15 protein-coding genes are annotated in these 20728 nt (G+C 47.9%); 14 read left to right on the top strand and 1 reads right to left on the bottom strand.

Annotation, left to right across the window (positions count from 1 at the left end; genetic code table 11):
* Window positions 1–13: 13 nt before the first annotated feature.
* Both ACSQ8P_RS34715 and ACSQ8P_RS34710 read left to right on the top strand, forming a co-directional pair.
* Entirely contained in the window at window positions 14–1759 is a 1746-nt protein-coding gene (locus tag ACSQ8P_RS34715) for an ABC transporter ATP-binding protein (protein WP_436239295.1), read from the top strand.
* 198 nt (window positions 1760–1957) lie between these two features.
* The gene (locus ACSQ8P_RS34710) at window positions 1958–3676 is read left to right on the top strand and encodes an ABC transporter ATP-binding protein (protein WP_436239674.1); all 1719 of its coding nucleotides are present in this window, start codon (window positions 1958–1960) and stop codon (window positions 3674–3676) included.
* A 435-nt stretch (window positions 3677–4111) separates the two neighbouring features.
* Here the strand turns inward: ACSQ8P_RS34710 and ACSQ8P_RS34705 are convergent, their stop codons facing one another.
* On the bottom strand, window positions 4112–5305 hold the full coding sequence (locus ACSQ8P_RS34705; RefSeq protein ID WP_436239294.1) for an MFS transporter: 1194 nt from the start codon (window positions 5303–5305) through the stop codon (window positions 4112–4114).
* A gap of 190 nt (window positions 5306–5495) precedes the next feature.
* Between ACSQ8P_RS34705 and ACSQ8P_RS34700 the strand changes: the two genes are divergently transcribed.
* From ACSQ8P_RS34700 to ACSQ8P_RS34645, 12 genes are all read left to right on the top strand, one after another.
* A complete protein-coding gene (locus tag ACSQ8P_RS34700; protein WP_436239293.1) occupies window positions 5496–5939 on the top strand; it encodes a MarR family winged helix-turn-helix transcriptional regulator in 444 nt (147 codons plus the stop codon).
* Window positions 5940–6050: 111 nt separating this feature from the next.
* The gene (locus ACSQ8P_RS34695; protein WP_436239292.1) at window positions 6051–7010 is read left to right on the top strand and encodes a ring-cleaving dioxygenase; all 960 of its coding nucleotides are present in this window, start codon (window positions 6051–6053) and stop codon (window positions 7008–7010) included.
* On the top strand, window positions 7007–7615 hold the full coding sequence (locus tag ACSQ8P_RS34690; protein ID WP_436239291.1) for an alpha/beta hydrolase: 609 nt from the start codon (window positions 7007–7009) through the stop codon (window positions 7613–7615). Before ACSQ8P_RS34695 ends, ACSQ8P_RS34690 begins: the two co-directional genes overlap by 4 nt.
* A 31-nt stretch (window positions 7616–7646) precedes the next feature.
* Window positions 7647–8258: a flavin reductase family protein gene (locus ACSQ8P_RS34685; RefSeq protein WP_436239673.1), complete on the top strand. Its 612-nt coding sequence runs from the start codon at window positions 7647–7649 to the stop codon at window positions 8256–8258.
* A gap of 230 nt (window positions 8259–8488) precedes the next feature.
* Complete coding sequence (locus tag ACSQ8P_RS34680) at window positions 8489–9526, top strand: fatty acid desaturase (protein ID WP_436239290.1); 1038 nt, start codon at window positions 8489–8491, stop codon at window positions 9524–9526.
* A 127-nt stretch (window positions 9527–9653) separates the two neighbouring features.
* Complete coding sequence (locus tag ACSQ8P_RS34675) at window positions 9654–10277, top strand: TetR/AcrR family transcriptional regulator (protein ID WP_436239289.1); 624 nt, start codon at window positions 9654–9656, stop codon at window positions 10275–10277.
* A 68-nt stretch (window positions 10278–10345) separates the two neighbouring features.
* A complete protein-coding gene (locus ACSQ8P_RS34670; protein ID WP_436239288.1) occupies window positions 10346–13456 on the top strand; it encodes an MMPL family transporter in 3111 nt (1036 codons plus the stop codon).
* Between the two features lie 626 nt (window positions 13457–14082).
* Complete coding sequence (locus tag ACSQ8P_RS34665) at window positions 14083–15015, top strand: ABC transporter permease (protein WP_235550613.1); 933 nt, start codon at window positions 14083–14085, stop codon at window positions 15013–15015.
* An 18-nt stretch (window positions 15016–15033) separates the two neighbouring features.
* Entirely contained in the window at window positions 15034–15915 is an 882-nt protein-coding gene (locus ACSQ8P_RS34660) for a carbohydrate ABC transporter permease (RefSeq protein WP_236292600.1), read from the top strand.
* Window positions 15916–16084: 169 nt separating this feature from the next.
* Window positions 16085–17674, top strand: a complete 1590-nt coding sequence (locus ACSQ8P_RS34655) for an extracellular solute-binding protein (RefSeq protein ID WP_436239287.1) — start codon at window positions 16085–16087, stop codon at window positions 17672–17674.
* 87 nt (window positions 17675–17761) lie between these two features.
* Window positions 17762–18799: a response regulator transcription factor gene (locus ACSQ8P_RS34650; RefSeq protein WP_436239286.1), complete on the top strand. Its 1038-nt coding sequence runs from the start codon at window positions 17762–17764 to the stop codon at window positions 18797–18799.
* Window positions 18799–20655 (top strand): cache domain-containing sensor histidine kinase, encoded by a 1857-nt coding sequence (locus tag ACSQ8P_RS34645; protein WP_436239285.1) that lies wholly within the window; start codon window positions 18799–18801, stop codon window positions 20653–20655. Before ACSQ8P_RS34650 ends, ACSQ8P_RS34645 begins: the two co-directional genes overlap by 1 nt.
* Window positions 20656–20728: the final 73 nt, after the last annotated feature.

The following is a 20728-nucleotide window of genomic DNA, read 5'->3' as shown; positions in this document are numbered from 1 at the left end:
TAAAGAGGTGGTAATGGTGTCTTTTGTTATGAAGCTTCGCTGGTTTTTCAAAGAGAGATGGAAGTATTATGTACTAGCAGTCTCCCTATTAATCGGTGTGAATATCTTAGCGACGATTCCGCCCAAAATGATCGGGAATATCATTGACCATATTCGTAATGGGAATTTAACAGCTTCCGGGCTTCATTATACGGTTTACTTGCTGGTTGGGCTTTCGCTGCTTCTGTATGTCATGACCTATTTGTGGATCACGAACTTATTCGGTAACTCTGCTTTGGTGGAGAAGTTGCTTCGAGGGCGATTGTTGACGCATTTGTCTAAAATGTCTCCTCCATTTTTCCAACGCAACACGACGGGACAGCTGATGGCGCTGGCGACGAATGATATTCTAGCCATTGGTCAAACCTCCGGGTACGGGGTGATGACGCTCGTCTCTACGATCGTGGGGGCATCTGTCGTCATCATCACGATGGTGTCGCTGATTTCGTTCAAATTAATGCTTGCGGCTTTAATTCCGCTGCCTTTTCTAGCTGTGATGATTAATTTGTTAGGAAAAAAGGTGCGCGTGCGCTTCCTAGCGGCACAAGCCTCCTTCGGTGTGATGAACGATCATGCGCTGGAATCGATCTCTGGCATCCGAGTGATTCGTTCCTATGTGCAAGAAGCGCAGGATTTAAAAGCATTCGATGATGTAACATCAGACGTGATGAACAAAAACCGTCGTGTATCGATGCTCAATGCACTGTTCCAACCGTTGACCTCGTTGATCGTTGGGCTCAGCTATTCAATCGGCATCGGATACGGGTCGTACCTCGTATTCCAAGGCGAAATTACGCTGGGACAGCTGATTTCCTTCAATATTTACCTCGGCATGCTCATCTGGCCGATGATTTCCTTCGGCGAGTTTATTAACGTTCTGCAACGTGGCAGCGCTTCGGCAGATCGTCTGGATAAGGCATTGACGCAGCAAGCTGATATTGTGGACGCTGAGAAGCTTGTCCACGTCGCTGTGCCTGAACGCATCGCGATGAACGATCTGACGTTCACCTACCCGACTGCTAATCATCCGAGCCTCGTCCATGTTTCCTTTGAATTGGAGCGGGGACAGACGCTGGGGATCGTTGGCCGGACTGGCAGTGGCAAAAGCACGCTCCTTAAGCAATTCCTGCGCCAATATCCAATTGATCCAGGCAAGCTGTTCATTTCGAATGTGCCAATCGAGCAAATCGCCATAGATCAAATGAAGCGCTGGGTCGCTTACGTGCCGCAGGAGCATCTACTGCTATCGAAGTCCATTCGCGACAATGTCGCGTTAGGCAAGCACACGGCTTCACCGGAAGAGATTGCGCACGCCGTGGAGATGGCTTCTTTTACCCAAGATATTGCCCAAATGCCAGAAGGTTTAGCCACCATTGTCGGTGAGAACGGCGTGATGTTGTCCGGCGGACAAAAGCAGCGTCTAGCGATTGCGCGAGCGCTGTTGATTGATTCGGAGATTTTGCTGCTGGATGACTCGCTCTCCGCGGTAGATGCACGTACGGAAAGTCGCATACTCCAGCATATCCGCAAGGAACGTGCGGGGCGTACGACACTCATTTCCACACACCGTCTGTCTGCTGTGAGCCACGCGAACTGGATTCTCGTCATGGATGAAGGCCGGGTCATTGAAGAGGGCACGCATGAGGAGCTTATGCAGTTCGGAGGCTGGTACCGTGAACAGTGGGATCGTCAACAGATGGAAGCCAGTCTCGAAGAGTGAGAAAACTTCTATCGAAGCAATTCGAGGATGTGCGACCGCGCTTTAATAGTGGAGAGACTTTGGTCACCGACCAAAGATCCCTATATATAGTTTTATCGCCAATAGGAAGTGGTTTTCGGCAACCGAAAACTAACTTTTCCTATGTGGAGAGAAAGGAGGACAACTATTTTGTCTAAACCGACTACGGCCAGACGACTGATGTCTTACGCACTCGTCTACAAGTTCAGAATTCTCGGAGCGCTGCTCATTCTTTGTTGTTCAGTAGCTGCCGAGCTGGGCGGGCCTTATATAACGAAAACGATTATTGATACCTATCTATCTACAGGTGCGAAAGAAATGGCTCCGGTGCTGGGGCTGCTAGGCCTCTATATGGGTTTACTGTTAACAGCGGGACTATGTAATTATTCACAAGCCTATATTCTTCAATCTACCGCTTTACAAATTATCAAAAACATGCGGATGGACCTGATGGGCCACATTCAGCGTATTTCGCTGCGTTATTTCGATAACACGCCGATCGGCCAAGTCGTATCTCGTATCGCCAATGATACGGAAGCTGTTCGCGATCTGTTCATGAGCTTCATGGCCACGTTCGTTGTCAGCATGCTGCAACTGGTGGGGATTTACGTCGCGCTCTTTCTATTGGATTGGCATCTTGCTATGTTCTGCTTGGTGCTTCCGCCGATTTTTGTGGTGATTATGTATGTTCATCTCAAATATTCAAAAATTTTCATCACCATCATGCGCGCTAGACTTAGCGATATGAATGCGATGATTAATGAATCGATCGTTGTGATGCCGATTATTCAGGCTTTTCGCCGCGAGAAAGTCACGCTGGATGAGTTCGAAGTGCTGAACATGGATCGTTATGTGAACCAGCGGAAGCAATTTCAAATTTACGGCCTTTCCACACGTAATGTGGTTGGGACGATCGGCAGTTTGGTGACGGCGATGGTCATTTGGTATTTTGGCGGAAAATCCTTGGAGACCGCCATTTCGTTCGGGGTGTTTTATGCGTTTATTGATTATTTGGGTCGGGTTTTTCAGCCGATCATCGGGATTTTCGATCAGTTGACGAATGCGCAACGGGCTTTTGTATCAGCGGAAAAGGTATTCACAATTCTTGACATGGAAGGTCAAGATGTTGAGAAGGTTGGCCACGTGCAGCGACCTGAGGGCATCGTGAAGTTCGATAATGTCACCTTTGCTTATAAAGAAGGGGAAAACGTCTTGAAGGGAATCTCCTTCGAGGCACGCAAAGGGGAAACGATCGCCCTAGTTGGGCACACGGGATCAGGCAAAAGCTCGATCTTGAACCTGCTGCTTGGCTTCTACGAGCCTGGTGAGGGCGCGATCACAATTGATGGCCGCGACATCAGAGGCATGTCCAAACAAGCGCTGCGGAAGCATATGGGGATTGTTCTGCAGGATCCGTTCTTGTTTGCGGGAGACATCAAGTTCAATGTCAGCTTGTACAACCAGGATATCTCGTTTGACAGAGTGAAGGCTGCGCTGCACGATGTTGGCGCAGCTGGCTTTATCGAGCAGCTGCCGAATGGCTACGATGAGCAAGTCGTCGAGCGTGGCAGCACGCTGTCCTCCGGTCAGCGGCAGTTGATTTCGTTCGCGCGCGCGTTGGCGTTCGATCCGTCGATCCTGATCCTCGATGAGGCGACAGCCTCCATCGACAGTGAGACGGAAGGACTCATCCAGCGTGCGCTGAAGGTTGTGAGCGAAGGGCGGACGACACTCGTCATCGCGCATCGGTTGTCCACGATCCGCGATGCGGATCAAATTCTTGTGCTGCACCGCGGCGAGATCGCCGAGCGGGGCAATCATGAGACGCTCATGGCGCTAGGCGGGCGCTACGCGAAAATGTACCAACTGCAGAAGGGTTCTTCGGCAGTTGTAGGGTAAAGACAAGGCGCTTCCTCGGTTGATGAGGAAGCGCCTTTTTGTATGTGAGCGTGCCGGAGGAGCCCGCCTATCCCACAACACAAGAGCGACCCTCAGGATTAAATGGAAAAACTCCATCTAATTTCGCTGTTTTCGCTCCTGATGGACGATTAGATGGAAAACCTCCAGTTAATATATCTGATTTCGGGCTATACAGCATAATACGGCCAAATTAACTACAGAAAATACAGTTAAGTTATCGAAAGTGAGGAAAGTGGCGAAATTAGATGTACTTTTTACAGTTAACATGTGGCGAGGGCAATGGGTGGAGTCAGATGGAATCATTCTGGAACAAGCCATCGCATGGCATGACAAGATCTAGTTGTTTAAAACAAAAAAAACAGCGGCAAACTAAGACTGTATGATCAAGTCCTAGCTTGCCGCTGTTTTGTTATTTTACTTCACCTTACGCTCCCGCAGGTAGCTCCACAGCATCAAAACAAAGCCCGCCCCGGTCAATCCCGCGCCGATCCAAGGCAAAGACCACAGGCCGGTGTGCGTAATCGCCCAGCCGCCTAGAAAGGCACCGCCAGCGTTGCCGAGATTCAACGCAGAATGCGTTGAGGTGGCCGCCAGCTCTGGCGCTTCTTTGGCCAGATTCATGATACGAATCTGCAGCCCAGGCAAGATCCCGAACGACGCGATCCCCCATATGAATAAGGTGATAATCGCAGCAACCGGGAATCGATCCGTATATGCGAATACGGCTAGAATAAGCGCTAGCGCAGCAAAGTTGCCGATCAAGGACGGCATGAGCTTCCAATCTGCCATTTTGCCACCTAAGATGTTGCCTAGGGTGACGCCAAAGCCGAACAAGACGAGAATCCAGGTCACGCTGCTCTCTTTAAACCCTGTAATGTTGATTAGAATTGGCGCGATGTAGGTGAAGACCGCAAACAAACTGCTGCAACCTAATGCACCGATCAGAAATACGAGTAACAATCGCGGCTGCAGTAGAGAACGGACCTGCTTCACAAGACTGCTATTTGTTTTCTGTGTAATCTGTGGAATGAAGATGAGGATACCGATGAAAGAGATGATCCCCATAATGACAACGGAACCGAAGGATGCTCGCCAGCCGAGATGTTGACCAATGTAGGTGCCAAGGGGTACGCCAAGAATATTCGCGATAGTTAGTCCCGCCATCATCACGGAAATGGCACTGGCCCTCTTTTCTGGCCGAACTAGATTCGCCGCGATAACAGAGCCGACACCGAAGAAGGTACCGTGAGCCAAAGCAGTGATTAATCGCGCTACGAGTACAATCCCATAGGAGGGAGCTAGCGCAGCTAAGCCATTGCCTAGGATGAAGATGAGCATAAGCACTAGGAGAAGGCGTTTTTGTGGGAGCTTATGAGTCAACATAGCGAGAATCGGAGCACCGAATGCCACACCAAGTGCGTAACCTGTGATCAATTGCCCCGCTTGCGAAATGCTAACGTTCAAGTCATCGGCCACATTGGGCAGAATTCCCATAATAACGAACTCAGTCATACCAATGGCGAAGGCGCCAACCGTTAGGGAGAAAAGGGAGATAGGGAACCGCTCTTTCTCGGTTACTGTCCCTTGTAAAGCATGTGAAGTGTTCATAATTGCCTAGAATCCACCTTTCTTTCTTAAAGGCTTAATCATACCACGAGGACAAGCGAACAAGGTGTGACATTCTCTGCATTTTTTTGCCATAAGAAACAATTTCAATTTTACCTGTTGACATTTATCTTTAAATAAAGTATCTTTAAATTAAGATAAACGAAGCGAACAAGAAAAGAGGTGAAGCAACATGAGCGAAACAAGAAACCATTCTTTAGATCTTTACATCGCCCTTTCTAGAGCGAGTGAGTGGGTGAACGCCCACGGGGATCGAGATATTCGCAAGCATGGACTGAACCGCACAGAGTTTGGCGTACTGGAACTGCTTTACCACAAGGGAGCCCAGGCGATACAACAAATTGGCAGCAAGGTGTTAATGAGCAGCGGCAACATCACGTATGTGGTCGATAAGTTAGTCAAAAAGGAATTCGTTATACGCAATACCTCGACGGAAGATCGCAGATTAATTTTTGCTGAAATCACGGAAAAAGGGAAACAATTTATTGAGGAAGTTTTTCCGCAACACGCCGAAGTGATCGAAAGCGCAGTAGCAGGATTAACAGACGAAGAGAAGCAGTTGGCAAGTAAACTGTTGAAGAAGCTAGGCAGGTACGCGCAGGAAGGATTCAAGTAGTAACGAGTTGACATTCAGCTCAGCACGAACGGACTTCCACGATTTAAATGACAACATCGCACGTAAACTATCTTAAAGCAAAGATTCTTAAATATGAAGGAGTTGGCTATTATGACAACAACACAACAACAAACCGCAGGTATCCACCATATCACCGCTTTCGTACAACATGCTCAGGCAACCGTAGATTTTTATGCAGGTATTTTGGGGCTTCGTTTGATCAAAAAAACAATCAATTTCGATGCACCGGAAGTCTACCATCTCTATTTCGGTAATGAAGCAGGCAGCCCAGGTACAATCATTACCTTCTTCCCTTACGCGGGATCTCGCAAAGGTCGTGTCGGCGGTGGGCAAGTCGGCATCACGACTTATGCAGTGCCAACAGGCAGCCTATCTTTCTGGGAAGCGCGCCTAACCCAATTCGGTGTCGCTTATGAGAAAAATTCGCGATTTGGCGAAACGTATGTACAGTTCAAAGACCCAGATGGTCTAAGACTTGAGATTGTTGAGCGCGAGCAAGGCGCACCAAGCCAGTGGGCGTTTGGCGGCGTACCTGTGGACAAAGCGATCAAAGGCTTCGGCGGCGCTGTTCTATACAGCACGGCACCTGACAAAACTTCGGAGCTCCTCGTGAATGTCATGGGTCTGAAAAAAGTAGGGCAAGAAGGGGCCTACGCACGCTTCACTTCCTTCGGCGACTTGGGTAACATCATCGATATCAACGTAACGCCGATGGATTACGGCGCTGGCGGTGCGGGTACGGTTCATCATATCGCATGGCGTGCGAAAGATGATGCTGAGCATGCGCTATGGAGAAGTCATGTAGCAAGCAATGGCTACCACCCTACACCAATCGTGGACCGTCAATACTTCAATGCGATTTACTTCCGTGAAGAAGGCGGCATCCTGTTTGAAATTGCTACTGATCCTCCAGGGTTTGCAAGAGATGAGGCGCCAGAAGCACTTGGCGAGAAATTAATGCTGCCAGAATGGTTTGAAGCAAGCCGCGATCAAATCGTGCAAAATCTGCCGCCAATCGAAGTGCGGGTATTGGAAGGTGATGAGCAATGAGACATATCTATCAGCAAGGATCTGATTTGACAGCGCCCGTGCTCGTTCTGTTTCACGGAACGGGCGGGACCGAGCAAGATCTGCTGCCTCTGGCGCAGGCGATTTCACCAACCTCCTCCGTACTTAGTGTGCGGGGGAATGTCCTAGAGAATGGCATGCCGCGATTCTTCCGTCGGCTGGCTGAGGGCATCTTCGACGAGGAGGATCTCATCTTCCGCACGAAGGAAGTGTATGATTTCCTCGACGCAGCAGCGGTAGAGCATGGCTTCGATCGCAGCAACGTCGTTGCGATTGGCTATTCCAACGGCGCTAACATCGCGGGCAGCCTTCTGTTCCACTATCCGAATGCGTTTCGCGCAGCCATTCTGCATCATCCGATGGTGCCGCTGCGCGGTATCCCGCTGCCTGATCTCTCAGACACCCCCGTATTCATCGGGGCTGGCAAGAACGACCCGATCTGCTCCCCTGAGGAGTCGGAGGAGCTGGAGCGCCTGCTGAGCGATGCTGGCTCGGATGTTCACGTGCACTGGGAGAATTCAGGTCATCAATTGACGCGGTCTGAGGTCTTTGCCGCAGCAGAGTGGCTCAAAGGGATCTCGCTCTAACAGATGTAGAGGGGGGATTGTCACCATGACAATGATAGGCATTGATCCATTCGCACAAAGCGAGCGAGAGAATTATAAGCTGCTAATCGGCAGCATTATCCCGAGGCCAATCGCTTTCGTCTCGACTTTATCGGCAGAAGGTGTGCTGAACGCGGCACCTTTCAGTTATTTCACCATCGTGACGGCGGACCCGCCGATGGTTGCCGTTTCCGTGCAGCGGAAGCAGGGTGTCCGCAAGGACACCTCCCGCAACGCTGTCGATACAGGAGCCTTCGTCGTGCATATCGCAGACGAATCCTATATCGACCAGATCAACCAGAGCGCGGCTGCGCTGCCGCCTGAGGAAAGCGAAGTAGCTCTAGCGGGGCTTACGCCCATTGCGAGCAGACAAATCGCCGTTCCTGGCATTGCCGAAGCCAGCATTCGCATGGAATGCGTCCTGGAGCAAGCGATTCCGCTTGGCGGAACGCCGGACGCACCTGCGGCAGATTTGTTAATCGGACGTGTCGTATATTTCCACATCGATGATAACTTAGTTGACAACGGACGTATTGATCCGCAGAAGGTGAAGCCTGTAAGTCGATTAGCGGGCCACTCTTATGCGAAGCTTGGCGAGCTTTTTGAGATAGAGCGACCCGTTTAATGAGGAGACGAATAGCTTCGTTCTACACAGAACGAGAGGCGATTCGTCTCTTTTTTGTTGTGACTTACTTATATTGCATTTTACAAAAAGGGTTTGCCCACGTATGATGAGATAGCTGTGTAATATTTGTTATCCTATAACGGGAACTTATTTCGATTCGTACCGTACTACTTCAAGGGATATAAACTTACGAGATCCGACACGACGCGGAGAGAGGGAGTTCTAACAGGATGAAGCATGAGGATAAGGGTGGGTGGCGGAAAGATATCGCGCCTTTCGAAAGACCACATATGAAGCATAGTGTGTGGCAAATCATCAATACAGTTGGACCCTTTTTCGTGCTTTGGTATTTTGCTTTTTTGAGTCTTTCCGTTTCCATTTGGCTAACTTTCGCGATTGATTTAATAGCTGCGGGATTTTTAATCCGCATTTTTATCATCTTTCATGATTGCTGTCACAAATCCTTTTTCAAAAACAAACTCGCCAACGAAATCGTCGGCACACTAACAGGAATATTAACCTTCGTACCGTACCATCAGTGGCGCCATACGCATTCAGTTCACCATGCATCTAGTGGTAACTTGGATAAAAGAGGCGTTGGTGACATCTGGACGCTAACCGTGGATGAATATATACAAGCAACATGGCTCAAGCGTATGACTTATCGACTGTATCGCAGTCCGTTCGTGATGTTTATTATCGGGCCAATCTTTATCTTCCTCATTGATTACCGGTTTAACCGCAGGAAGGCAGGCATGAAAGAAAGAATCAATACGTATATCACCAATATCGGTATTGTTGGCAGCATTGCACTGCTTTGTTGGGGTATGGGTTGGCAGTCTTTCTTACTGATTCAAGGACCGATGTTCTTCTTCTCAGGTATGGCCGGAATTTGGCTTTTCTACGTACAGCATAACTATGAGGAAACGTACTACGAGAATGATGCAGAGTGGGATTACGTTAAAGCCGCGATGCACGGCAGTTCGTTCTACAATTTGCCGCGTGTTTTACATTGGATTACAGGCAATATTGGCTATCACCACATTCATCATTTAAGCCCACGCGTGCCTAACTATCATTTGCAAAAGGTGCACAATAAGAATGCTGCACTTCGCAATGTGCAGACGATTACACTGAAAACGAGTCTGGAATCATTGAAATTCCGTATCTGGAATGAGGAGTCCAAGAAGTTCATTCAGTTCAAGGATTTGAAGCAATTTGGAGTAAAAGTGAAGCCTCGCATCATTAAAGCTGTAGATGTTGAATGAGAAACATGTGTCTGACCTGTGATCATCTGCAGGTTGGGCTCTTTTTTTTATTGAAATAGCGTTGAAATGCCCAAACGGGCGCTGTATAATCCAACTATGACGTCAAATAGTGAACGGGTGTTTATTAATGCAAATTTTAAAAGATGAAGTCAAAAAGAGTATCCGCCAGGCGGCCTTGGCCGAGTTCAAGAAGCATGGGTATTTGAAAGCCTCCATTCGGCAAATTGCAGAAGCCGCAGGCATAACACCTGGCAACATCTATCGCTATTTCAAGAGCAAGGATGATTTGTTCGATGAGCTCATTCAACCCATTCAGGAGCAATTAGCCGAGGTGCTGCGGGTGTGCAAGCAAGAGGTAGATGATACCCTTTGTACGGCATTGTCTGATCATTTGTTAATCCTGCGCCGAATTGATGCCTCCCTGATGCTGCTTTTCAAGGAGTCCAGCACAGAGCTTACGATTCTGCTTAATCTGAGCGAAGGCTCTCGATTTGCTTCGGCGAAACAAGACATGATACGACTAGTGCACCAGATTATTTCGGAAGTATTTACAGCGGAATTGGCGCCATCAGGCACGCTATCCCAGAAGGATCAGCTCGCTGCGCGCATGATTGCGACGACAATGATGGAGAGTATTTGTCTTATTTTGCGTGACCATGAGGATGGCGATACGATCAAAATGCTCGTTGATGAACTGTTGTACCTGTATTGCACGGGTATTTCAGAAAAAATAAAGTTAGCGCAGGTATAAAATTTTTTTTAGCTCAATAATGAACGCTTGTTTACTACTAGTTGAAGTGAGTGGAGGAGAAAAGAGAGATGAAATCAATTATTAAGTGGCGTTGGGCCATTTTGGCCGTGTGGTTGGTGGCGACGGTGTTGCTGACGGTTTTCCAACCTAATGTGAATGCGATCCTTGGACTAAGAGGGCAGGATCCGCTGCGTAGTGACGCGCCTTCAAAGGTTGCTTCAACGATTTTGAACAAAATTAATGGGGTCGAGGGCACGAGTGATATCGTCGTTTTTCATAACCCAAATAAATTGTCGGATGCGGATATGAAGGCGATCGAGGCCGGTATTACGAATTTGAAAAGCCATCAAGCTGAGCTTGGCTTCAATCAGTTGATTGATCCATTTACCATGCCTGAAGCGAAGTCTTCGCTTATTTCTGAGGATGGCACGACTTTGATGGCGAGCTTTTCTTTGGATAAAAGAGGGCGCCACGTCGAGGACATTAAGCTGGAATTTGAAGATGTTCTGAAGGATATGAAGGTGGAGTATTACCTCTCTGGGGAGGATTTTATTCAGGATGATTATATTAAAGCTTCCGAGTCCGGTGTTGAAAAAAGTGCCGCGCTAACGGTCATTTTCATCCTAGCTGTCTTGGTGATTATGTTCCGTTCCGTCATTATTCCGGTGGTTTCTTTGCTGGCGGTTGGTATTTCGTACCTGGTTTCCATGGGGATTGCGGCACAGCTGATTGATAAGTTCAATTTCCCGGTGACGAGTGTTACACAAATGCTGTTGATTTTGATTCTTTTCGGGATTGGGACCGATTATAACATTCTCTTATTCAATCGATTCAAAGAGGAATTATCCCATGGCTTATCCGTGGATGAAGCAATCATTGTGACCTACCGCACGGCGGGTAAAACGATTTTTTACAGTATTTTGACCGTGTTTATTGCGTTTGCGGCATTGACGTTATCCAATTTCGGTATTTATCAATCAGGTAACGTGGTTGCGATTGGTACGGCGATTCTCTTGCTCCAAATCGTAACGGTGACGCCATTTTTCATGAAAATGCTAGGCAATAAGCTCTTCTGGCCTTCCAAAGGCATGGGAGGGCATAAGGAAAGTAAATTCTGGGCGGGCTTGACGAAAATTGCGGTGAAAAGACCAATTATTACGACGGTCATCATTCTGATTATAACGATTCCGCTTGCGCTTGCGAATCATCAGAAGCTGTCTTTTGACCAGTTAAAGGAGCTTGGGAATGACCATCCATCCACTAAAGGCTTCAGCCTTGTGGCGGACCATTTCAGCCGGGGTCAGGCGCTCCCAACCATGGTTGTTATTGAGAATGACAAACCACTTAACACGAATGATGGTTTAGCGGCAATTGATAAGGTGACGGAGAAGCTGAAAACCATTCCGGGTGTCGATATGGTATCAAGCGTGACACAGCCGCAATCGAAGCCGATAGATGAATTCTATATTTCTACTCAAACGAAGACGGTTGCCGATGGCATTACAGCCTCGCAAAAAGGTGTAAATCAAATTCGTGATGGACTTACGTTGATGCAAAGCAAGCTGGAGGCGCCGGATACGTCTAGCGTTGGTCAACTGGTAGACGGCACGAGTCAAGTGCAGGACGGCTATACCAAGCTGATGACTGCTCTGGATCAAGTGGCTAATGGTATCGCACAAGGTGCTGGCGGTGCTGGAGAGTTAAGTGCGGGGATTGCTGCACTGAAGGATGGCATGGATCAAGTGAGTGCCAATAACGTTAAGATCACGGATGGTTTGACGCAGCTTGGTCAAGGGTATAGCGCTGTGACAGATGGCTACGGCCAAATTGAGGGGCAGCTTACAGGCATTCAGCAAGGACTTGTTGGGATGAATGGCCTGATTGGCGGACTTGGTAGCAAATACAGCCAGCTGGCGACTGATGCTGACTACATCAAGTTGAAACAAACAGGCGAAGGTCTTGCCTCCGGTCTGACGCAGTTGAGCGGCGGACTAGGAGAGCTTGGCAAGAACGCAGCCAAGCTGAACAGTGCTTTTGCCGAGGCGACGCAAGGCTTGGCGCAAGTGAACGGCGCGCAAGCGCAGCTTGCAGCGGGATTGGCTCAGCTGGAGAGCGGCGCGGCTGAGCTCGCGAAAGGGCTGAAGCAAGGCAGCGCGGGCAGCCGCGAGATCGCTGCCAACATGGTGAAGCTGAATGCTGCGCTAGGCAGCGTCAAAGACGGTCAGCAGAAGCTGAGCGAAGGCTTGTCGGGTCTCAGCGGCGGCATGGGCCAGCTGAAGGACGGCCTTGGTCAGAGCGGCAACGGACTCGGTGATGTGTCCGAGGGGCTGGGCTTGACGAGCCAGTTTCTGACGCAGCTGAACGGCTCGAAAACGTTCTTCATCCCGAAAGAAGCGCTATCGAGCGAGGATTTCGGGAAGTCCTTGGACAGCTTCATGTCCAAGGATCGGACGATGACGAAGATGATCGTCATCTTGAAGGATGATCCGTATTCATCGGCGGCGATGGATACGATTGAAGGTATTAACGCGGAGCTGGCTGCCAGCGTGAAGGGCACGGTTCTCGAGCATGCGAAGGTCGGCGCTGCGGGACCGAGCTCGACAACGTACGATACGAACAAGGCACAGCTGAAGTCGTTCAATAGCACTGCGATTATCGTAGTTATCGGTGTATTCATCGTCTTGCTGTTCGTCATTCGTGCTTTCTGGCCAGCCGTCTACATCATCCTGAGCCTAGTGATTTCCTACTACGTGGCGATGACGGCGACGAATGTCGTAACAGATAAAATCATCGGTGCCGACGGGGTTTCCTCCTTCGTACCGTTCTTCTCCTTCATCATTATTATTGCTGTCGGCGTCGACTACAGCATCTTCCTGATGATGCGTTACAAAGAGCTTGGTGACCTATCGCCTTCGAAGGCGATCGTGCAAGCCGCCAAGCACATCGGCGGCGTGGTGATCTCGGCGATGGTAATCCTTGGCGGAACCTTCGCCACGCTCGTACCATCCGGCCTCGTTCTGTTGGTCGAGCTAGCTGTGGCCGTAATTGTCGGCCTCATCGTGCTCTGCTTCATCTTGCTGCCGATGCTGCTGCCTGCGCTGCTGGCTATGCCAGAAGCACTACGGGCAAAGCGCGGCGTCAAAGCGCACAAGGTGTCGACGGAGAGTCGCACGGCGTAACGCTTCTACAATGAAAAAGCCTTCCCACACGTGATATTTGTGTGGGAGGGCTTTTTTGATTTGGGCTTGGAGAAATAGCTTGTTGGCGAGCTCGATTGAAAGAAACTGAGCCCGTGAGAGTCGTTGGCTTAGTGAGGCCAATTGTTAACTGTAAAAACTACAGCTAATTTCGCCAATCTTCTCACATCCGATAAACTAACTGGATTTCCTGTAGTTAATTTCGCTAGATTTCGCTGAAAGGGCGGATTTTAGCGATTTTAGCTGTATGTTTTCCAGTTAAACAGCGAATTTGGTCTATTTCGATAAAAATAGATGGAAATTTTCCAGTTAAACTCAGCGGCTGGGGAACGGAGTTTGGGAGAATCAGGAGGGGGAGGACAGTGATTAGCTTGTTGGCGGGGTTGCGGACTATAGAGGGGGGGATGTTCTTAAGGTGGGGGGGTTAGGAGTTGAGGATCTAGGGGGTCGGCCCGAACAGGAACCCAAAAACCTAAAAAAAACACAAGTGAGTGAAAAGCCATTCCATAGTTGAAAGCGCTATATCAGGGTACGATAGACCTATAACATCGACGAAGATTAGTGAGGGGGGCCAGAGGATGGCGGTCAACGCACAAGCGGTAAAACAGATGAGTGGACGTAAGCAGATGAGCAAAGGCAAGTCATTGCTGCGAACGTTTTGGAAGTATAGGGCGCTATATCTTATATCGCTTCCGGGCATTATTTACTTTATTGTTTTCAAGTACGTACCATTATTAGGCTCTGTTATTGCGTTTCAGGATTACAACATATTCGATGGCTTTACAGGTAGCAAATGGGTTGGTCTTGAACATTTTACCCGCATGTTTGCACACTACGACTTTCTTAATATCTTGAAAAACACGGTACTCATCGGTGTATATGATTTGCTGCTAGGCTTTCCAGCGCCAATCATTCTCGCCTTACTATTGAACGAACTTCGCATAGTGGTTTACAAGCGTATTCTTCAAACGGTCGTGTACATGCCTCACTTCCTGTCCTGGGTTATCGTGAGCGGGATTGCGATCGGTATTCTATCCCCATCTACAGGGGCAGTCAACCACTTCATTACTTGGTTAGGTTTTGAGCCTATTTATTTCATGGGTGAAGAATCATGGATTCGTACCGTGTTAATTTCTTCAGGGATTTGGCGAGATTCCGGGTATGGGACCATCATTTATTTAGCGGCTCTAGCAGGGATTAATCCGGATTTATATGAAGCGTCTGAAGTGGATGGCGCCAATCGGTGGAGACAAACGATATCGATTACACTACCTTCCTTGTTGCCAACAATTATGATTTTGTTCCTATTACACATTGGTAAATTCCTTGACTTTGGCTTCGAGCGTGTTTATGTATTCTTGAATCCGCTCAACAAAGAAAGTGGCGAAATTTTAGATACGTATATTTATGCGCAAGGTTTACAGGGTCAACAATTTAGCTATACGACAGCAATTGGTCTGTTCAAAGCCGTTGTAGGCGTGATCTTTATTGTAACAGGTAATATTTTAAGCAAAAAAACAACGGGTGAAAGCTTGTACTAAGACGGAGGTGAACGCTATATGAATCGCAAGCCGACAGCCGGCTGGCAAGTGTTTAACGGCTTTAATATATTATTTCTATCTCTCTTGTCACTAGCGATGCTCCTGCCGTTCTTAAACGTGCTGGCTCAATCGTTCAGTTCTTCGGAATCTATTGTGAATGGGAAGGTATTGTTCTGGCCCGTTCAGTTTACATCGATCAATTATCAATATGTATTTAGTGATGCGGCAATCTGGCGTTCCTTCGGAGTAACTGTGTATATTACTGTAGTAGGAACACTCATTAATCTGATCGCTACTGCTTCACTGGCTTATCCAGTGTCGCGTCCAGAGTATGCGGGTCGTAATGTGATTGTTATTATGGTCCTGATTACGATGGTTTTTACAGCGCCGCTTATTCCTAACTTTATTTTGATGAAAAATTTACACCTGACAAATTCGCTCTGGGCGTTAATGATTCCTGGTGCGATCAGTGCCTTTAACTTCTTCATTATGCGTTCGTTTTTCATGCAAATTCCGAGTGAGTTGATTGATTCTGGACGAATCGACGGCTGTTCCGAGCTCAGAATGATTTGGAATATTGTTTTGCCGCTTTCCAAACCAGTTATGGCATCCTTGGGGATTTTCTACGCTGTCAGCCATTGGAATACGTTTCAAGCCGCATTGTACTATGTAAATAAGCCTGCACTATGGCCGCTTCAAGTAAAGCTTCGTCAATTGATTGTATCCGAGGACATCAGTATTGACCCGAACGCTTCCCAGTTCAGCGGGCTTGCTCATATGGATCCAGAAGGTATCAAAATGGCAACGATCATTATCGCAACGCTGCCCATCATTATTATTTATCCGTTTTTACAGCGTCATTTCGTCAAAGGTATGATGGTTGGTTCGGTTAAGTCTTAGTGGTCAGACAAATTTATACAAATTAGTGATTTATTAACTCTTTTTACTCAATTCTAAAAAAAAGACAATTCGAACTAAAGACAGTCCATAGTCGCTCATTGTAAACGCTTTTACAATGAAGTTGTGAAAGCGTTAGTTACCTAGTCGAAATGAAAAGAGGGGTAGAAATATGAAAAAATGGATTCCCACGACGATGGCTGTCGTATTAATGGGTAGTGTGCTGGCCGCATGTTCTTCTTCCAAGACTGAGGATAAACCGGCATCTAGTGCTAGTACTACGGCTGCAGCTAGTACAAAGCCAGCAGAAAAAACAAAGTTTTCGATCTCCTTGCGTACACTTGCTTTCGGACACGTTGAGAAATCGCCTGATATTAACCAAGACAAATGGGTGAAGAAGCTTGAAGAGCTTACAAACTCCGATATGAATATCGTGCTTGTTCCGCACAAAGAATATGAACAAAAGATGATCCAAATGTTTGCAACAAACGACATTCCTGATGTTGTACAAGGCAGCGGTGGTGTGAACGGGAAAGAAATGGCAGGATCAGTGAAAGCGGGGGTTTTCCAACCGCTGGATGAGCTTCTGAAGAAGTTCGGCCCGAATTTGCTGAAGAAAGTTCCGAAAGATGCTTGGGATAACGTAACGTACAACGGTAAAATCTATGCGATTCCTGAGTACTTGTCCAACCCATCCCGTCGTTCGATCTTTATCCGTAAAGATTTGCTAGATAAAACAGGTTTGGGCGTGCCTAAAACCGTAGATGAGTACATGGCTGTTCTGCGTAAGTTCAAAGAAATGGGTGTTGAGAACCCATACATGGGCCGTGAGAACTTTAAGTATTCTGATTCCTTCTTCGGTGCTTATGATGTGTATCCGTACCTGTCGATGTTCGAGAAGTCTGGCGATCAAATTCTGCCGAAATTCTTTGATACAGAGAACATGACGAAAGCCCTGCAAACGTACAAAACGATGTTTGATGAAGGCTTGATCAACAAAGAATTCGCAACAATTAATGCGACCGTGTTCAAAAACACAATTCTTGCAGGTAAAGCAGGCATGTGGTCCATGAACGCAAATGAAATGCTGCAATGGGAGACACAACTGAAAGCAACAGTTCCAACGGGTGATATCGAAATTATCAGTTCCCCAACTGGACCTGACGGTAAAGGTGGTCACTACTTGTATGGACCAGCGCCGCGTGCTTACTTCATCAATAAAAACGTGAAAAATGCTGAGCAAATTATTAAGTTCTTCGACTGGATGATGTCCGATGAAGCTGAGAAATTCTTCACATTCGGTATCCAAGGCGACACTTATACAGAAGCTAATGGTAAAATCGACTATAAAGCACCAACAGATCCAGCTGCTGTCGATGAAGAGCGTTACCGTCAATCTTTCTTGTGGCTTGTTCAAGATACAACCTATAATAAGGGTACACTTAGCTTGACAGAAGATGGCAAGAAATTGATGAACGTGTATGACACGACGTTGAAGAATGAAGGACGCGATGGTATCAACTTCGAGCCACGTCTAGAATCTTTGATGAAAAACCCTGATATTTCACCGCTTTCCGACCAAGCACCTCCAGTTATTCTTTCCCACATGGTGAAAATGGTTTATGGTAAAGAACCGATTTCCGACTGGCCGAAAGTATTAGAAGAGTGGAAGTCCAAAGGTGGAAACGAAGTTATCAAGGAAGCAACAGAGAAATTTAATAGTAAAGATTCCGGTACGACTGTGTCGATGCCAAGAAAATAAGCTCAGTTTCTGAGCATGCCGCTCCTCACGTACCCAACGGTACGTGGGGAGCGTGCATTTCATCCCATTTTGAAAGGAGAGTTTCTCATGTACCGCATACTCATTGTCGATGACGAACCGATGATACGCAGAGGATTACAGAAGCTTGTGGAACAATCGGGGCTGCCCATTGAAAGCTTGCGAACGGCTGAGAATGGTGTTGTCGCAATGCAGCGGATTCAAGAGGAACGACCTGATTTCCTTTTTACAGATATACGCATGCCGAAGATGGATGGTCTGGAGCTGTGTGCGCAAATTGCCGAGATGGATGCTGACATACAAGTGGTTGTGATTTCTGGCTATGGAGATTTCGAGTACGCGCAGAAGTGTGTGTCTTACGGAGTCAAAGAATATTTATTGAAGCCAGTCAACATCAAGGGGTTTCAGCAGGTGTTAGAGAAGCTCATTCTGAACAAAAGCAAGGTGAGCTCGGAGTCTTTCGTCGCCGTCACGAAGTTGGAGAGCTGGGCTACCCGATTGGAGCAAGCGGTGTGGATGCTGCAGCAAGAGGAGCTTGACCGAGATCTCGAGGAGATCAAATCGGAGCTAGGAGCCTATAAATTAAAGCTCAATCGCATGAGCGATATTGTACAGGAGATTTATACGCTTGTGCATGGGCGGCTTACAGTTCGCGATGTGTATATGATCAAGGAAGAGCCGCAGATTTCCGCTTCGTTGAGCGAGGAAGATGTGTGGCTGTGGTTTACGACCTCTGTGAAAGGGCTGCTGCAAGAGCTCAAGAGCAAGCGCAAAGGCAAGCAGAAGGACCCTGTTGAGGAAGCGAAACAGTACATGGAGAAGCATCTGGCGGAGGAGGTTTCCTTAGAAGAGGTAGCTGAATTCATCGGATTGAATCCCTCTTACTTTAGCCAATTGTTTAAGCAAAACACACAAGAAACCTTCGTTCAGTATCGAACACGTCGACGTATGGAGAAGGCGAAGAAGCTCCTACAGCAGCCGCATTGGCGCATTACCGATATTTCCGGTGAGGTTGGGTATGCGGATCATCCACATTTTACCAAAACGTTCAAAAAGTATGAAGGCTGTCTACCCTCGGAATACCGTCAGCGAATGGGGATCCGTTAATGAAGAGAAAGTCGCTTTCACGTCAAATTTATGCGTATTTTCTCATCGTTATTGTGCTCTCATTGGTGTCTGTAGGCGCTGTTTCCTACTGGCAATCCTCGCGAGCGCTGGATGATCAAGTGAAGCAATATATGGAGCAGATGGTCGATAGTGCGAACTATCAAACGGATAGCTATTTACAGGCGTATGAGCTGCTCAGCAATGCCTTTTCGTCGAATTCGGACGTGCGAGCGTTCATGGAAATCAAGCCGGATGATGGCTATGAATACTATGTGTATTCGGAAAAAATCAAGGAGTTCGCCAGAATCTCGGTCACATCCGTCATTACCTTGTATAAACAGCTAAACATGAGCTACGTCGTGGGTCAGCACGGTCGATCCGTTATTTATGAGAATCAGAACCTGCTGAATTTCGATCCTGTGCTTGTACGTGAAAAGTATGACTACTTGATGAAATCAACGCCTGGCGACGGCAAAATTGCGCTGCTCAATATGAGTATCCGCCCTGTTGATGAAGGATCCGTTGTGACGATGGCACGTAAAGTGAGGGGCCCTTCGTATGGGGATGCCAACCGCGGAGTTGTTGCCATTGAAATTAAGCTAGATGAACTTGCGAAGACGTGGGACCGTGTTAGTTTGGGGAAAGAGGGCTTTTTCTTCATTGTGGATGACGCTGGCAACTACATTTATCCACGTACGATGAGTGAACGCAAATCGCAGGATGAGCTAGCTTCGCAAGTGCTGACAAGTGGAAATCAAACCTTTTTGTCCAAATACAACGGAGAAGAACGTATGTTTGTATCGAGGAAATCAGGCTACTCCGATTGGAACCTTGTCGCCTCTATGCCCGTGCAGGAGCTGCGCCGACCTGCCAATACGATTCGAACTACGACGATCATTGTAGGTCTGGTAACATTGGCAGCTGCGCTTTGGCTTGCTTCTCGCTTTGGTCGCTCCATTATTAGGCCGATTCGGGATCTTAAAGACAGCATGCGCGAGACAGAGAAGGGGAACTGGCAGTATATCGAAGACATCGGTCGAACGGATGAGATGGGTGGACTCATTCACAGCTACAACCTGATGGTGACGCGGCTATCAGATATGATCGAGCGGGTGTATGAGGCCGAGCTGGAGCAGCAGAAAAATGCGCTGGAGCTTGGCGAAACCAAGCTCGAACGGCAGAGGGCTGAATTTCAGTCCCTGCAGCTGCAAATTAACCCGCACTTCTTATACAACACATTGGAAACGATCAATTGTTATGCCATTGTTCAGGATTCCGGCGAGATTACGGAAATGGTTGAAGCGATGGCCTTCATGCTTCGCTACTCTGTTCAAACCAACATAGAGGAGATCACGGTTGCGAACGAGCTGAATCATGTGCGGAACTATATGATTATTTTGCAGCATCGTACGGAGCGGGAATTCGAGATTGATGTAGCGATCCCGCCAAGCCTGCTGCTAGAAAAGATGGTGCGCTTGACGCTGCAGCCGTTGATTGAAAATATTTTTCAGCATGCGTTTCCAGATGGTGTGGAAGAGCGGCATACCATTCGAATTGATGCCCGCAAAGAGGGTGGCTTGTTCCAGGTTTTCATCGAGGACAATGGTACTGGCATGATGCCGGAAAGACTGGCTGAGCTGCGCAAGAAGCTGAAGGAGAACCGTCTGGCGGAGCCGGAAGAAGCGAGCACCGGGACCAAGCGTGGTGGCGGCATCGGTCTGATGAACGTCCATCGACGGATTCAAATGGTGTTCGGCGAAGCCTACGGGCTGTCCGTTGACAGCGAGTGGGGACGCGGCACCTGCGTCACGATGACGATGCCGGAGACGGCGCGGCCTCGGCTGCGCAACTCTTAACACAGCGAACCCAATGCCTAACGGACACAGGGGACGTTATTAAGCGACAAAGTAGCCATTACAAATTCTAATG

The organism is Paenibacillus sp. LjRoot153, assembly GCF_964253085.1.
GTDB lineage: Bacteria > Bacillota > Bacilli > Paenibacillales > NBRC-103111 > Paenibacillus_E.
This window is presented reverse-complemented; position numbering and strand designations above follow the sequence as displayed.

What these genes read in the sequence shown, in the direction of transcription:
- ACSQ8P_RS34715 (WP_436239295.1), top strand. Translation starts at nt 14, where the DNA reads ATGGTGTCTTTTGTTATGAAGCTTCGCTGGTTTTTCAAAGAGAGATGG.
- ACSQ8P_RS34710 (WP_436239674.1), top strand. Translation starts at nt 1,958, where the DNA reads ATGTCTTACGCACTCGTCTACAAGTTCAGAATTCTCGGAGCGCTGCTC.
- ACSQ8P_RS34705 (WP_436239294.1), bottom strand. Translation starts at nt 5,305, where the DNA reads ATGAACACTTCACATGCTTTACAAGGGACAGTAACCGAGAAAGAGCGG.
- ACSQ8P_RS34700 (WP_436239293.1), top strand. Translation starts at nt 5,496, where the DNA reads ATGAGCGAAACAAGAAACCATTCTTTAGATCTTTACATCGCCCTTTCT.
- ACSQ8P_RS34695 (WP_436239292.1), top strand. Translation starts at nt 6,051, where the DNA reads ATGACAACAACACAACAACAAACCGCAGGTATCCACCATATCACCGCT.
- ACSQ8P_RS34690 (WP_436239291.1), top strand. Translation starts at nt 7,007, where the DNA reads ATGAGACATATCTATCAGCAAGGATCTGATTTGACAGCGCCCGTGCTC.
- ACSQ8P_RS34685 (WP_436239673.1), top strand. Translation starts at nt 7,647, where the DNA reads ATGATAGGCATTGATCCATTCGCACAAAGCGAGCGAGAGAATTATAAG.
- ACSQ8P_RS34680 (WP_436239290.1), top strand. Translation starts at nt 8,489, where the DNA reads ATGAAGCATGAGGATAAGGGTGGGTGGCGGAAAGATATCGCGCCTTTC.
- ACSQ8P_RS34675 (WP_436239289.1), top strand. Translation starts at nt 9,654, where the DNA reads ATGCAAATTTTAAAAGATGAAGTCAAAAAGAGTATCCGCCAGGCGGCC.
- ACSQ8P_RS34670 (WP_436239288.1), top strand. Translation starts at nt 10,346, where the DNA reads ATGAAATCAATTATTAAGTGGCGTTGGGCCATTTTGGCCGTGTGGTTG.
- ACSQ8P_RS34665 (WP_235550613.1), top strand. Translation starts at nt 14,083, where the DNA reads ATGAGTGGACGTAAGCAGATGAGCAAAGGCAAGTCATTGCTGCGAACG.
- ACSQ8P_RS34660 (WP_236292600.1), top strand. Translation starts at nt 15,034, where the DNA reads ATGAATCGCAAGCCGACAGCCGGCTGGCAAGTGTTTAACGGCTTTAAT.
- ACSQ8P_RS34655 (WP_436239287.1), top strand. Translation starts at nt 16,085, where the DNA reads ATGAAAAAATGGATTCCCACGACGATGGCTGTCGTATTAATGGGTAGT.
- ACSQ8P_RS34650 (WP_436239286.1), top strand. Translation starts at nt 17,762, where the DNA reads ATGTACCGCATACTCATTGTCGATGACGAACCGATGATACGCAGAGGA.
- ACSQ8P_RS34645 (WP_436239285.1), top strand. Translation starts at nt 18,799, where the DNA reads ATGAAGAGAAAGTCGCTTTCACGTCAAATTTATGCGTATTTTCTCATC.